Here is a 13,590-nt window from a genome sequence, read left to right as displayed (position 1 = left end):
CTTCATTCCATGGTCGGAATGGGGGATGCTTCCCGCCGGTGCCACCACCCTCCGCCCAACGCGACATAGAGAGCCGCCGTGTCGGAGAACCGGGACGCCATCGCGCTCAGGCGGGCGATGGTGGCGCTTTGATATTGCTCCTCGGCGTTGAGGAGGTCCGCGTAGCGGATCTTGCCGTACTGGTACTGGACTTCCGATATTTCCAGGCTCTGGCGCGCCCGCTCCTCCTGGCGGGTGGTGATCGACAGGGTCTGGGCATCGGCGTCGATGGCCGCCAGAACGTCACAGACATTTTGCAGGGCGCTGAGAACGGTCTGCCGATAGGTTGCCACCGCCGCGTCATAGGCTGCCCTGCTGGCGTCCTCGCGCGCCGCCAGGGCGCCGCCATCGAAAAGGGTCTGGGTGACGCTGGCCCCCAAGCCGATGAGGCCGCTGGAAAACAGGGTCGGCAGCGCACCCGAATTCGTCGACAGCGCCGCCGTCAGGCCGACGTCCGGAATCCGGGCGGCAACGGCCACGCCAATCGCCGCCGACGCCTGGTGCAACGCCGCCTCCGCTTGGCGGATATCGGGCCTCCGCTCCGTGAGCTTGGCCGGGACGCTGGATGGCAAGTCCGTCGGCAGCGTCAGGCCGGAAAGCGTCAGGCCGCCGCCAGCGAAGGTGGCGGGGTCATCCCCCAGATAGACCGCCAGCAAGTGGCGTATCTGCGTCCGCTGGGTCCGGAGCGTCGTCAGCGCGGACTCCGTGCCCAACAGCACGCTTTCCTGCGTCAGCACGTTGGCCGGCGATTCCGCGCCGCTCTGCTCCCGTATGCGGATGATCTCCAGCTGCTTGGCCTGGCGCGACCGTATTTCCTCCTCCGCCGACAGTTCGGCCGAGAGCAGCGCCTCCTGCAACGCCGTGGTGATGACGTTGGACGTGAGGGCCAGGTAGCTGCTTTCGACGGAGAAGCGCTGCAGATCCAGCGCCGCCTGCTGCATCTCGATCATCCTGCGGACGCCGCCGAAGACGTCCACGGTATACGACGCCCCGACGGACGCGCCGTACTGCGACGCCGTCGACGCATATTTTCCCGTCGTCCTGCTCTCGTTGGCCGAAACGGTGGCCGTGGCGATCGGCAGCAGGCCCGCCCGGGCGGCCGCGAGGTTGGCACTGGCCGAGCGCAGCGTCGCCTGGGCCGCCTCCAGCGTCGGACTTCCTGCGATGGCGTGGGCGATCAGGGCGTCCAGCTTCCGGTCATGGTACAGCGTCCACCAGTCGCCCTGGATATCGTCGCTGACGCCGAAGCCCTGGGCGGCGCCGGCGGGTCCCTGGGAGGCGACAGTGCGGTCGGGATGCGGCGCTGGCGCATAGCCGTCGGACGGGGGCTTCACGAAATCAGGCCCCACGACACACCCCGCCAAAGTGGCGGCAAGCGCAAGGGGGAACAGCCTGAACGGTTTCAGGACATCGGCCATCAGTTTTTCCCCAGGGCGTCAACGGGATTGAGCCGGGCGGCGTTGCGCGCCGGGACAAATCCGAAAATGAGGCCGATGCTTGTGGAACTGGCGAAGGCGATCAGGATCGTCACCGGCGAGATCACCATGGCCGTGGACGGGGCGGCCTTCGCCAGCACCTGGCCGATGCCCACCGCGCTCAGGACACCCAGCACACCGCCGATCAGGCATACGAACACCGCCTCCAGCAGAAACTGGCTCAGGATATCGCTTTGCCGGGCGCCGACGGCCAGGCGCACCCCGATTTCCTGCGTGCGCTCCGTCACCGATACCAGGGTGATGTTCATGACGCCGATGCCACCGACGATCAGGGAGATGACCGCGATCATCGATGTCAGCAGGGTCATGGTGTTGTTGGCGCCCTCGATCGACTTGCGGATCAGGTCGACATTGTAGGTGTGGAAATCCTTCCTTCCGTGCAGCAACGTCAGGAGCTTGGTCACGGCCTGCTCGACAACCTCGGTCGAGTAGGCGGCCTTGGGCCGAACCGTGATGCCATCCAGCCGGGCCGAGCCCGTTAGCCGGCCGGAAACGGCCGTATAGGGCGCCCAGATATTCAGATCGCCCCGCTGGATGGCACCCAGATTATCCTCATCGGCGACGCCGATGATCCGGCATGGCACCGTGCCCACCAGGATGACCTGGCCGAGGGGGGCCGTCCCGGACCCGAAGAACTGGTCGCGCACCTTGGAGTCGATGATGACGACGGGCGCTAGCTGGGAAACCGCATCATCGTCAAAAACCGCCCCGGAGGACAGCCGGACCCCATGGACCCGGAAATACTGGCTTCCCACGCCGCTGATGATGGCGTTCGCGGCGAGGTTGCCAAAGCGCAGCGTGACCTTGCCCGTGACCATGGGGGTGACGCTGTCGATATAATCGTGGCGGCCCAGCGCGGCGACATCCTTCGCCGTCAAGGTCGTGACGGCGCCGGCGCGCATACTCCCCCAGCCGACCCCCGCATAGATATCGAGGGTGTTCGTTCCCAGGGTGCTGATGTTGGCGATGACCCGCAGGCGGGCGCCTTCACCCAGCGCCGCCACAGTCACCACGGCCGCGGTGCCGATAATGATGCCCAGCATGGTCAGCAGTGTGCGCAGGCGGTGGGCGTTCAAGGACGCCAGCGCCATCCGGGCCGCTTCCAGATGGCGCCACAGGCCCATCCAGCCGGATGACCGGGCGTGGGACGCGGCTCGCCGTCCCTCACCCTGTGTCACCCGCCGGCCGGAATCCGCGATGATGGCGCCATCCCGGATCTCGATGATCCTCTCCGCATGCTGCGCCACCGTCATGTCGTGCGTGACGATGATGACCGTGTGCCCCTTCGCATGCAGTTCCTTCAGCGCCAGCAACACCTGCTCGCCGGTATTCTGGTCCAGCGCCCCGGTGGGTTCGTCGGCCAGAATGACGGGCCCGCCGTTCATCAGCGCCCGCGCGATGCTGACCCGCTGCTGCTGACCGCCGGAGAGTTGGTTGGGTTTGTGGTCGGCCCTGTCCTTGAGCCCGAACTGTCCCAACAGCATTTCCGCCCGGCACAGCCGGTCACGGCGCGGCAGGCCGTCATAGATCGCCGGCATGGAAACGTTATCGGCCGCCGTCAAGCTGGACAGCAGGTTGTAGTGCTGGAACACGAAGCCGACCCGCTCCCGGCGCAGCCGCGCCAGATCATCGGACGACAGCATGCCCGTTTCCTGCCCCGCCACCCTATAGCTGCCCGACGTGGGGCGATCCAGGCAGCCCAGGATATTGAGCAGCGTGGATTTCCCCGAGCCGGAGGCGCCGACGATGGCGACCATCTCACCCGGTTCTATGGTCAAGGAGACGTCCCGCAAGGCGGCGATGGTATTCGGGCCGGAGATGTATTCCCTGGTCACGCGCGTCAGTTCGAGCCGCGTGTCGTTCATCGCCGCCCCCTATCGCCGTGTGGGCTTCTGGGGCCCGTCGCCCGGCGTCATCTCCCCGACGATCACCTTTTCACTGGCCTCGAGCCCGCTCAGGATTTCCGCCTGCTCGTTATTGTCGATGCCGACGCGCACCGTCCGGGTGGAGACGCCCTCCGCGCCAAGGACCCGCACGGTTCGGTCGCCGCCAGCGGTGCCCGGCCCCAGCGCGGCCGATGGGACGACCAGGGCGTTCTCCGCCTTGGCCAGCACGATGAAGACCTCAGCCGTCATGTTGGGCCGCAACTGCCCATCCGGATTTTCGACGTCGAAGCGGCCGTTGTAGTAGACCGGGTTGGCCGTGGCGGCCGTACCGCCGCTGCCGCGGCTGCTGGAACTGGTGTCCATGGAGGACTCTATATCCTCCGGCGCCGGATCTATGAAGCGCAGGGTCGAGTAATAGCGGTGCTCATTGGAGGCCAGGATTTTGAAATACAGATCCTGGCCCGGCTTCACCTTCACGATATCCGCTTCGGAGATTTTGGCCTTGACCGTCATGGTCTTCAGGTCGGCCAGCAGGATGATGGTCGGCGCGGTCTGGTTCGCGTTCACGGTCTGGCCTTGCTCCGTCACCACGGAAACGACCGTGCCGTCGATGGGGGCGGAGATCTTAGTGTAGCGCAGATTGACGTTGGCCAGGTCGACGGCGATTTTGGCTTGGGAGATCTGGGCGTTGAGCGCGGCGACATCGGCGCGCGCATTGTCGTACGCCGCCCGCGCCGTCTCGTAATCCAGCCTTGAATTCGCGTTCCTGGCCGCCATGGCGGCCTCACGTTCGAAGTTCAGCTTGGCCTGTTCCAGGGTCGCCTGCCGCCCGCCGAGTTCGGCCTGAACATTTTCCAGCGCCGCTTCGGCGGCCTTCAGGGCGTTCACCTGCGGCGCGGAATCGATTTCGGCGATCAACTGTCCCTGGGTCACCTGCTGGCCAAGCGTGACGTTCAGCAGCTTCACCTGGCCGGAAACCTGGGCGCCGACGCTCACCAGCTTTTTGGGAAAGAGGACGCCGCTGGCGAGCACCGTCTGCTCGACGGCGCCGCGCTTGACCGGCACCGTGACATATTGCGGTGCGGCGTGCGACGGCCACACCACAAACTTTATCAGGACGCCGGCCACCACCACGCCCGCGATGATGCCGATATAGGTCAGTTTTTTCACGTTAAGATACGCCCATCATGCCCAGGGTCCGTTGCGTGCACGAGCCGACGCCCCGCCAGCCTCGCCCTCGACCGCATCCAGACAGGTGATTCCACCGCATTGAAAAACGCCCCCTGCGTTTTATCAGCGAAGATTCGACATTATCGCTTTGCGCAACATGTGACGCATCGATCTCTTCAAGTCAATAATTCTAATTATCCAAACAAAGTCTTCCTTATGACGTCATAAGAAAATTATATGCCCCATTTGTGCTTTTTAAGTTGATGGGGAATCCAAATTTCACTGATATCTATTATTCATACCAAATAATGAAAAATTCCCAACCTCACGCCTGGACCGACGAAGAGAAGGACATCCAAGTCTCGGTGAGCAGCCGGGCGAACGGATTGGATCGGCTTACGCAAACCGTCAGAGCCTGGGCCAAGCGCTGTGGAATCCATCCGCCTCATGTCGCCATAGCGATCCGGCAGGACGTGTTCGCACCTTAAAACCACCCGAATTTTAAAATTAACTCCAGGCGAAGGAGATCACTTTGAGCCTCTTGCAGATCGATGGCGGGCAGTTCGAGGAAAAGGTGCTCGCCGCCAAGGGGCCGATACTGCTCGACTTATGGGCGGACTGGTGTGCGCCCTGCCATGCCCTGATGCCAACGGTCGAGCGTTTGGCCAAGGCTTTTGGTCCGGCGCTCACGGTCGCGCAAATGGACATGGACGCCAACAAGTCCTTCTGGGATCGCCTGGCGGTCCGCGGCATTCCCACCCTGCTGCTGTTCAAGGATGGGGGTGAAGTCGCGCGCATCACCGGCGTCCACCCTTATGGCAAGTTGGTCGCCTGGCTGGGCGCCAATGGCGTGGCGCCACCGGACGGCAACGCTCAATCTGTTCAAAAGGACGGGGAGTGGTGCGCCTTCCACGGCGATGCGGAGTTGAAGCGATTTTTCCTCGACAGGGTCTCGGCCCATGCCGAGGCCGGCGACATCGCCAACGGCCGCATGTCCTATTGGGGGCCCAAGGGGGGCTCGATCTCCTCTGCCTTCATGCGGCAGGCGAAGCCATCCGTTTTTGAGCGGGCCACGGGTCTGCCGATTTCGTTGGGCTTGGCCATGGAGTTCGCCGGCATCACCACCGCCGAGCAGGTGGGCCGGGTGTTCGACGCCATCCCGCTTGGCGCCGACGTGGCCAACGTCGCGCGGCGCCTGATGCTGGCCTGGCTGGGCGACCCGGCCACCCTGTCCCCCGCCTACCTCGACGAACCCCATCTCGATGCGATCCGCATGGATTGGGCACGGCATCTGCGGGCGGTTTTGGCCGGGGAAACGGTCGCCCCCGCCCTATGGGTCGAGCTACGGCAGCGGGCGGCGAATCTTCGCAAAGAAATGCCGCGGGACCGCTCGGTGCCAAGGCATGTCGCCGCGATGCTGGCCGATCTCTCTCCTCCGCCCCAGCCGGATAACGGCGTTGAATGGGCGGGCATCCTGTTGCTCCTGGGCAAATACACGATATCCACCCACCTCCTATTCGAGGCGGGTTATTCGCACTACCATCTTTCGCTGGAAGATGTCCGGTATCAGTTTTGCGAGAAAGTCGCCGATGGGCGTGACCCCACCCCCGAGGTCATCGCGGAAATTCACCAGAAATGGGAGAGCCAACACGGGGATCTGCAAAATCTCATCGAGACGATGCAGGCATTCTCCCATGCCAATGGGAATGCGGAATCCAGCCATTTGATCCCGATGCTCATCACCGCCATCGAAGCAACCGTTTCCCCCTGATAGGGACGTGTCAATCAGGTTGCCACCCTGGCCTCTGGAGTGCGATCGCGTCAGCGAAAATTAGGGCAAACTCTATGCCATCGCCCGCTGGGGCCGGGTGACGACGAAGGCCAGCCCTAATGCCGCCACCAGCAGCACGGCCGCCAGCAGGAAGGGTGATCCCTGGGGCAGCATGGCGAAGGGGCCGACGCTGTCGGCCAGCACGCTGGTGAACAGCATGGGGCCGATCATGCCGGTGATGCCGCGGATGCTGACCAGGGTGCCTTGCAGCAGCCCCTGTTCCGTCGCCGCCACCTGGGCCGACATCATGCTCTGGGCCGAGGGGCCGACCATGCCCCACAGCGCCACCAAGGGAATGCCGCAGAGAAGGCCCGCGCCCACAGGGGAGGCACCAAAGGTGGTAAAGCCGGCAACACCCGCCACCAGGCCCACCATCATGGTGCGCCGCGCGCCGAGGCGCTTGACCACGCGCCCCACCAGGCCGCCCTGCACCACCGTGCTGCACACGCCCACGCCCGCCAGGGTCAGGCCCACGGTCTCCGGCCCCCAGCCGTAGCGGTCATTGACGTAGATGACAAAGGTGTTGTTCAGCACCTCATGCGCCAGATAATAGAGCCAGACGATGCCGCCCAAGCCCAGCAGCCCGGGCGCGCCGCGCAGCAGGGCGAAGGCGCCCAGCGGGTTGGCCCGCCGCCAGGAGAAGGCGCCGCGCCGGTCGGCCGGCAGCGATTCCGGCAGCACGAACAAGCCGTAGCAGGCATTCAGCAAGCTCAAGGCCCCCGCCACCCAGAACGGCAGGCGCGGCTCGATCCCGCCCAGCAGGCCGCCCGCCGCCGGGCCGACGATGAAGCCCAGGCCGAAGGCGGCCCCCAGCATGCCGAAGGCGCCGGCGCGCTTTTCCGCCGGGGTCACGTCGGCGATATAGGCCGAGGCGGTGGTGAAGCTGGCGGCGGTGATGCCGGAAACGATGCGGCCCACGACCAACCAGCCCAGGCTGGGCGCCACGGCCATCAGCAGGTAGTCCACCCCCAGGCCGAAGCAGGAGACCAGCAGGATGGGCCGCCGGCCGAACCGGTCGGACAGCGCGCCGATGAAGGGGGAGAACAGGAACTGCATGGCGGCGAACAGAGTGCCGAACAGGCCCACCATATGCGCCGCCCGGGCATTGTCGCCCCCGACGAAGCCCTTCACCAGATCAGGCAGGACGGGGATGACGATGCCCAGGGCCAGAACGTCCAGCAGCGCGGTCACGAAGACGAAAGCCAGCGCGGCACGGCGCGGCGTGGGGGATGCGGTCATGGTCAGGCCCGGAACTGGAACCCGGCGTTGCGGGCGCCGGGATGAGGTGGTCATTCTTTGCAGGGCCTACCCTTAATCCTTTTGCCCGGCGGCGGGGAGTCCTGAAAACGCCGCCGGTCATTCTGTCCAATCCGCCCACGCGCCTAATCCGGTCCAAGTGCCCAATCCGGTCCGAGGGCGTTGGCGCGCTGGCCTTGGCCGGCCCGCTGCCGGTATGGTGCCCGCCGGTCACGAGCTTAAGTCAACGAGGACGAACGATGCGTGAAGTCAGCTGCGTTCTGGACGCCCAGGCCCAGTTGGGCGAATGCCCGCGTTGGGATCCCAGCGGGGGGGACGCTGGGAGGGGCGTGCTGTACTGGGTGGACATCCCCGCCAAGACGCTGCACCGCTTCGACCCCGCCACAGGCCAGGACGTTCGGCGCGGCTTCGCCCAGCCGGCCGCCTGCCTGGCCCGTCACGGCGACCGGGGCTTCGCCCTTGGCATGAAGGATGGTTTCGCCCTGCTGGCGGATTTCAGCGCCGCCCCCGTGCCCCTGGGCGCCCAGGTGGAGGAGGCGCGCGCCGACAACCGCTTCAACGACGGCCGCTGCGACCGGCTGGGCCGGTTCTGGTCCGGCACCCTGGACGGCACCAAGCAGCACCGCAACGGCACGCTCTACCGCCTGGACGTGGATGGCCAGGTGACGGACGTCGCCACCGGCTTCCTCACCAGCAACGGCATCGCCTTCTCGCCCGACGATCGCACCTTCTATCTGTCGGACACGCCCAACCACGTCGTCTACGCCTACGATTTCGACCTGGCGTCCGGCCGCATCGCCAACCAGCGTGTCTTCCACCAGTTCCCGCACGGCTTGGGCCGACCCGACGGCGCCTCGGTGGATGCGGAGGGCTGCTACTGGACGGCGCTCTACGACGGCGGCCGGGTGGTGCGCCTGTCGCCGCAGGGCGAGATTCTGGAGGAGGTGGCCATCCCCGCCCGCCTCTGCACCATGATCGCCTTCGGCGGCCCCGACCTGAAGACCGCCTACGTCACCACCGCCCGCCAGAAGCTGGATGAGGCCGAACTGGCCCGCCACCCGCAGTCCGGCGGCATCTTCAGCTTCCGCGTCGACGTGCCGGGCCTGCCGGAGCACAAGTACCGGGGGTGAGCGGAACAGGGGGGCATGAGGCCGCCCCTCGCCTCAATCGTCCCCGGCGGCATGCTCCGTCGCCGGCCGCAGCGGATGGCTGTGGTGGCCGCTCACCTCGGCGCCGGCGTCCGGGTCAAGGCGGATGAAGAAGAGGAACGAGGCCAGGCCGATCGCCATCACGGTCAGGAAGGCCACCATGAAGTCGTGCGGCTCCAGCTTGGTCCCGCCATGCAGGGCCAGGGTGGTGTGCAATAGCAGGGCGCCGGTGGCGACACCCATGCCCAGCGACACCTGCTGCACCATGGACGACAGGCTGGTGGCGGCGCTCATGCGGGCCGCCGGCACGTCGGCGAAAGCCAGGGTGTTCAGGCCGGTGAACTGCAGGGACCGGAAGAAGCCGCCCACCAGCAGCACCAGCAGGATCAGCGGTACCGGCGTGTCAGGACGGAACAGCCCGATGGCACCGGTCAGCAGGGCCGACAGCACGCTGTTGATCACCAGCGCCTGGCGGAAGCCGTAGCGGCGCAGGATGGGGCCGGCCGTCATCTTCATCACCAGGGCGCCGGCGGCGGTGGCGAAGGTCAGCAGGCCGGAGACGAAGGCCGTCATGCCGAAACCCACCTGCAGCATCAGCGGCAGCAGAAAGGGGATGGCGCCCATGCAGATGCGGAACAGGGAGCCGCCCAGCACGCTGATGCGGAAGGTGGCGGTCTTTAGCAGGTCCAGGTCCACCAGCGGGTGGGGATGGCGGCGCGAGTGGCGCACAGCGACGATGCCGACCAGCACGCCGAAGGCCAGCAGCGACGGCGCCACGCGCCAGTCCACGCCATCGCGGCCGATGGACTCGAACCCCGCCATCAGGGCCGCCAGGGCGACGCCGGAATTCACGAAGCCCCAGCCGTCCAGCTTGGCCACCGCCTCCTCCCGATGATCGGCGATGTAGCGCCAGGAGAGGTGGAGCCCCAGCAGGCCAATGGGGATATTGATGAAGAAGATCCAGCGCCAGGACAGGTAGGTGGTCAGCAGGCCGCCGATGGGCGGGCCGATCAGCGGGCCCACCATGGCCGGCGTGGTCAGGTAGTTCATGGCCCTGACCAGTTGGTCCTTGGGCACCGTGCGGAGCAGCACCAGGCGGCCCACCGGCACCATCATGGCGCCGCCCACGCCTTGCAGCAGGCGGGCCAGGGCCAGTTGCGGCAGCGACTGGCTGAGCCCGCAGGCGATGGAGCCCAGGGTGAACAGCACGATGGCGGCGCGGAAGACGCGGCTGGAGCCGAAGCGGTCGGCCACCCAGCCGCTGATGGGGATGAAGACCGCCAGGCTGAGGATATAGGCGGTGATGGCCAGGCTGAGATGGATGGGGCTGACGCCCAGGCTCTCCCCCATCGCCGGCAGGGCCGTGGCGAGAACAGTGGCGTCCAGGTTCTCCATGAACAGGGCGCACGATATGATGAGGGCGACGAGCATCGTCGTCACAGTGCCTTTCATCCGGGGGCCGCAGGTGGCCGAGGAAGACGCTAGAGAATCGCTACCTGCCGTTTGAGAATCTGGGCAAAGCCGGGCCCCTGACAAGCGCCGCCCGGGCATGGCAGACCGTCATGCATGCACATCTATTCGGCACGCGTAAAAATTCGGCGGCCGACGGAATAAGGCCCCGGCCGGGCGCGTCAACCGAGCGGTCCCATAAGGACCAATGGCTCGATCATGGGAGGAATCCAGGATGCTGAAACAGATCATCGCCGCCACCCTGCTGGCCGCGGGCATCGCCCTTGCGGCGCCAGCCTTCGCGCAAGGTCCAGGGGGTGCCACCATAGCGGAAACCGCCAAGGGCAAGACCCTGGTGGATGCCAAGGGCATGACCCTCTACACCTTCGACCATGACATGAGCGGCCAATCCAACTGCATCGCCGCGTGCGCCAAGAACTGGCCGGCCCTGCCGGCCGCCGCCGATGCCGGATCCAAGGGCGACTGGACCATCATCACCCGCGACGACGGATCCAAGCAGTGGGCCTACAAGGGCAGGCCGCTCTACACCTTTGTGAAGGACGAAAAGCCGGGCGACATCACCGGCGACGGCCTGGCGAACGGCGCCTGGCACGTGGCGACACCGTAAGGTGCGTGGGGCGGCGGGGTGTCAGGCCCCCGCCGCCACCTCCTGCACAAAATCCAGGAAGGCCCGCACCTTGGCCGGCGGCAGGTGGCGGCTGGGATGATAGGCGTAGAGGGGATAGCGCTCCTCCGCCCAGTCGGGCAGCACCTGCACCAGCTGGCCGGACGCCAGCCAGGGGCCCAGGCCCAGCTCGAAGCTTTGGAACACCCCCTGCCCGGCGACGCAGGCCGCCACCGCCACGGACGGATCGTCCATCACCACCCGGCCGGCCACCGCCACCGTCACCCGCTCCGCGCCGCGATGGAATTCCCAGCCGAAGGGCAGGCCCGTCTGAGGGTTGCGGAACAGCACGCCCTCATGCCCCTCCAGATCCCGGGGCGCCATCGGCGTGCCGCGGCGCGCCAGATAGCCCGGCGCGGCGCAGGTCAGCACCCGCGTCTCCAGCAGCTTGCGCGCGATCAGGGAGGCCACGTCCGGCGGGCCGAAGCGCACCGCCACGTCCACGCCGGCCATCATCTCCTCCCGGTGGTTGCTGACCGTCATGTCCAGGACCAGCCCCGGATAGCGCGCCGTGAAGTCCGGCAGGCGGGGCGCCAGCACCATGCGGGCGAACCAGGGATCGACGGAGACGCGCAGGCGCCCGTCCACCGTGGCCGCCGCCCCGGCCGCGTCCAGCGCCGCCTCCTCCAGCCCCGCCAGCAGGGGCGTCACCTGGGCGTGGAAGCGCCGCCCCTCCTCCGTCAGGGTCACGGCGCGGGGGCTGCGATCGAACAGGCGCACCCCCACGCGCGCCTCCAGCCGGGCGACGGCGCGGCTGACGCCCGAGGGCGTCAGGCCCAGCACCTCACCCGCGCGCACGAAGTTCCCCGTCTCCACCACGGCGGCCAGCACGCCGATTCCGGTCAACAGACGCGCGTCGAAGCCCATCGCCTTCCCTCTTTCCCACGGCTCAAGCCACAGTGATTATAGATCATCTTTCTACTGACAAGGATGCGCCTGATTCAAATTCCTCCCGCGCCTAAAACAGGGCAGCGGCCCCTGCGGCCGGCATCGGATCGAGGAGAGGATCATGTACGTCATCACCGGCATCACGGGTAAGGTCGGCGGCGCGGTGGCCGAGGCGCTGCTGGCGGCGGGCCTGCCGGTCCGCGCCGTCGTGCGCGACGCCGCCAAGGGTGCCGCCTGGGCGGCCAAGGACTGCGAGGTGGTCCAGGCGACCATGGAGGACACTGCCGCCCTGACCCGGGCCTTCCAGGGTGCCACCGCCGTCTTCGTCCTGCTGCCGCCCAACTTCGATCCCGAGCCGGGCTACCCCGCCACCCGAAGCATCATCGAGGCGGTGGCCACGGCGCTGGCGGCCGCCCGGCCGCAGCGGGTGGTCAGCCTGTCCACCATCGGCGCCGACGCCCCGCACGACAACCTGCTGAGCCAGCACACCTTGAGCGAACGGCGGCTGGCGGCCCTGGGCTTGCCCATCACCTTCCTGCGCCCCGGCTGGTTCATGGAAAACGCCGCCTGGGACGTGGCCGCCGCGCGCGAGACGGGCGTGCTGCACAGCCACCTGCAGCCGCTGGACCACCCGTTCCCCTTGGTCGCCACCCGGGACGTGGGCCGTACCGCCGCCCGCCTGCTGCAAGAGACGTGGGCCGGCCTGCGCGTGGTGGACCTGGAGGGGCCCGTCCGGGTTTCCCCCAACGATCTGGCCCAGGCCTTCGCCCAGGCGCTGGGCCGTCCGGTGACCGCCCTGGTCGTGCCGCGGGCGAGCTGGGAGGCGCAGTTCCGCGCCCAAGGCATGCGGCACCCGGGCCCCCGCATGCGCATGCTGGACGGCTTCAACGAGGGGTGGATCGAGTTCCGCGACGCCGGCGCCCACGCCCTGAAAGGGGAAACCTCGCTGGACCAGGTCATCGCCGCGCTGGTGGCGGGTGATTCCGGGCAGTAAGGGGGCGGTGAGCGCGGCCATTTCGCCGCTTGGCATCCGGCAGCGCCGCCCTTAGGAATGGACCCCTCGTCACACTTCCCAAGGGCGGCCCTGGACCCAGGGCCCAGAAATGGCAGAGGAAATTCCATGAAGCTCTACTACAAGCCCGGCGCCTGCTCGCTCTCCCCGCATATCGTGGCCCTGGAGGCCGGCCTCGACATCGGCATCGAGGCGGTGGACCTGAAGACCAAGGTGACGGAGACGGGCGCCAACTTCCTGGAAATCAATCCCAAGGGCTCCGTCCCGGCGCTGATCCTGGACGACGGCAGCCTGCTGACCGAGGGCGCGGTGATCGTGCAGTATCTGGCCGACCGGGCCCCCGCCAGCGGCCTGATCCCCGCCGCCGGCAGCGTGGCACGCTACAAGGTGCAGGAGTGGCTGAACTTCATCGCCACGGAACTGCACAAGGGCTTCAGCCCGCTGTTCAACCCGGCCACGCCGGACGACTACAAGGCGGTGGCCAAGCAGAACCTGGACCGCCGCTTCACCCACCTGGAGCGGACGCTGGCCGATGGCCGCACCTACCTGACGGGCGAGACCTTCACCGTGGCCGACGCCTATGCCTATGTGGTGCTGGGATGGGCGGGCCAGGTCGGCATCGACCTCGCCGCCCATCCCAAGGTCGCCGCCTTCTTCACCCGCGTGGGCCAGCGCCCCAAGGTGCAGGCGGCGCGGAAGGCCGAGAGGTTGATGGCCGCCTGAGCGACC

The 13,590-nt window shown here is 67.1% G+C and carries 11 protein-coding genes; 5 read left to right on the top strand and 6 right to left on the bottom strand.

Features of this window, described 5'->3' with window-relative positions; all coding sequences use genetic code 11:
• Positions 1-2: 2 nt before the first annotated feature.
• The 3 genes from FBZ89_RS09155 to FBZ89_RS09145 are packed head-to-tail and all read right to left on the bottom strand — an operon-like array spanning position 3 to position 4,591.
• Positions 3-1,457, bottom strand: coding sequence for an efflux transporter outer membrane subunit (locus FBZ89_RS09155; protein WP_145749692.1), 1,455 nt, complete (start codon positions 1,455-1,457; stop codon positions 3-5).
• Positions 1,457-3,400, bottom strand: coding sequence for a MacB family efflux pump subunit (locus FBZ89_RS09150; protein WP_145749691.1), 1,944 nt, complete (start codon positions 3,398-3,400; stop codon positions 1,457-1,459). Before FBZ89_RS09150 ends, FBZ89_RS09155 begins: the two co-directional genes overlap by 1 nt.
• Before the next feature lie 9 nt (positions 3,401-3,409).
• Positions 3,410-4,591 carry an efflux RND transporter periplasmic adaptor subunit gene (locus FBZ89_RS09145; RefSeq protein ID WP_145749690.1) on the bottom strand — a complete coding sequence of 394 codons (1,182 nt, stop codon included), beginning with the start codon at positions 4,589-4,591 and terminating at the stop codon, positions 3,410-3,412.
• A 532-nt stretch (positions 4,592-5,123) separates the two neighbouring features.
• Here FBZ89_RS09145 and FBZ89_RS09140 point away from each other — a divergent pair.
• Positions 5,124-6,362: a thioredoxin family protein gene (locus FBZ89_RS09140; protein WP_246172103.1), complete on the top strand. Its 1,239-nt coding sequence runs from the start codon at positions 5,124-5,126 to the stop codon at positions 6,360-6,362.
• A gap of 72 nt (positions 6,363-6,434) precedes the next feature.
• Here the strand turns inward: FBZ89_RS09140 and FBZ89_RS09135 are convergent, their stop codons facing one another.
• Positions 6,435-7,661 (bottom strand): TCR/Tet family MFS transporter, encoded by a 1,227-nt coding sequence (locus tag FBZ89_RS09135; RefSeq protein ID WP_186457265.1) that lies wholly within the window; start codon positions 7,659-7,661, stop codon positions 6,435-6,437.
• A 257-nt stretch (positions 7,662-7,918) separates the two neighbouring features.
• On the opposite strand from FBZ89_RS09135, the gene FBZ89_RS09130 reads away from it, so the two are divergent.
• A complete protein-coding gene (locus FBZ89_RS09130) occupies positions 7,919-8,809 on the top strand; it encodes an SMP-30/gluconolactonase/LRE family protein (protein ID WP_145749688.1) in 891 nt (296 codons plus the stop codon).
• A 33-nt stretch (positions 8,810-8,842) separates the two neighbouring features.
• Here FBZ89_RS09130 and FBZ89_RS09125 read toward each other — a convergent pair whose 3' ends face one another.
• On the bottom strand, positions 8,843-10,258 hold the full coding sequence (locus FBZ89_RS09125; RefSeq protein WP_145749804.1) for a DHA2 family efflux MFS transporter permease subunit: 1,416 nt from the start codon (positions 10,256-10,258) through the stop codon (positions 8,843-8,845).
• A 253-nt stretch (positions 10,259-10,511) separates the two neighbouring features.
• Here FBZ89_RS09125 and FBZ89_RS09120 point away from each other — a divergent pair, with 253 nt between their 5' ends.
• Positions 10,512-10,904, top strand: a complete 393-nt coding sequence (locus FBZ89_RS09120) for a COG4315 family predicted lipoprotein (RefSeq protein WP_145749687.1) — start codon at positions 10,512-10,514, stop codon at positions 10,902-10,904.
• A gap of 21 nt (positions 10,905-10,925) precedes the next feature.
• Here the strand turns inward: FBZ89_RS09120 and FBZ89_RS09115 are convergent, their stop codons facing one another.
• Complete coding sequence (locus FBZ89_RS09115) at positions 10,926-11,828, bottom strand: LysR family transcriptional regulator (protein ID WP_145749686.1); 903 nt, start codon at positions 11,826-11,828, stop codon at positions 10,926-10,928.
• A 142-nt stretch (positions 11,829-11,970) separates the two neighbouring features.
• Between FBZ89_RS09115 and FBZ89_RS09110 the strand changes: the two genes are divergently transcribed.
• On the top strand, positions 11,971-12,843 hold the full coding sequence (locus FBZ89_RS09110; protein ID WP_145749685.1) for an NAD(P)H-binding protein: 873 nt from the start codon (positions 11,971-11,973) through the stop codon (positions 12,841-12,843).
• Positions 12,844-12,969: 126 nt separating this feature from the next.
• The gene (gene gstA / locus FBZ89_RS09105; RefSeq protein ID WP_145749684.1) at positions 12,970-13,584 is read left to right on the top strand and encodes a glutathione transferase GstA; all 615 of its coding nucleotides are present in this window, start codon (positions 12,970-12,972) and stop codon (positions 13,582-13,584) included.
• Positions 13,585-13,590 lie beyond the last annotated feature (6 nt).

It is taken from the genome of Nitrospirillum amazonense, from assembly GCF_007828045.1.
GTDB classification, from domain to species: domain Bacteria; phylum Pseudomonadota; class Alphaproteobacteria; order Azospirillales; family Azospirillaceae; genus Nitrospirillum; species Nitrospirillum amazonense_C.
This window is presented reverse-complemented; position numbering and strand designations above follow the sequence as displayed.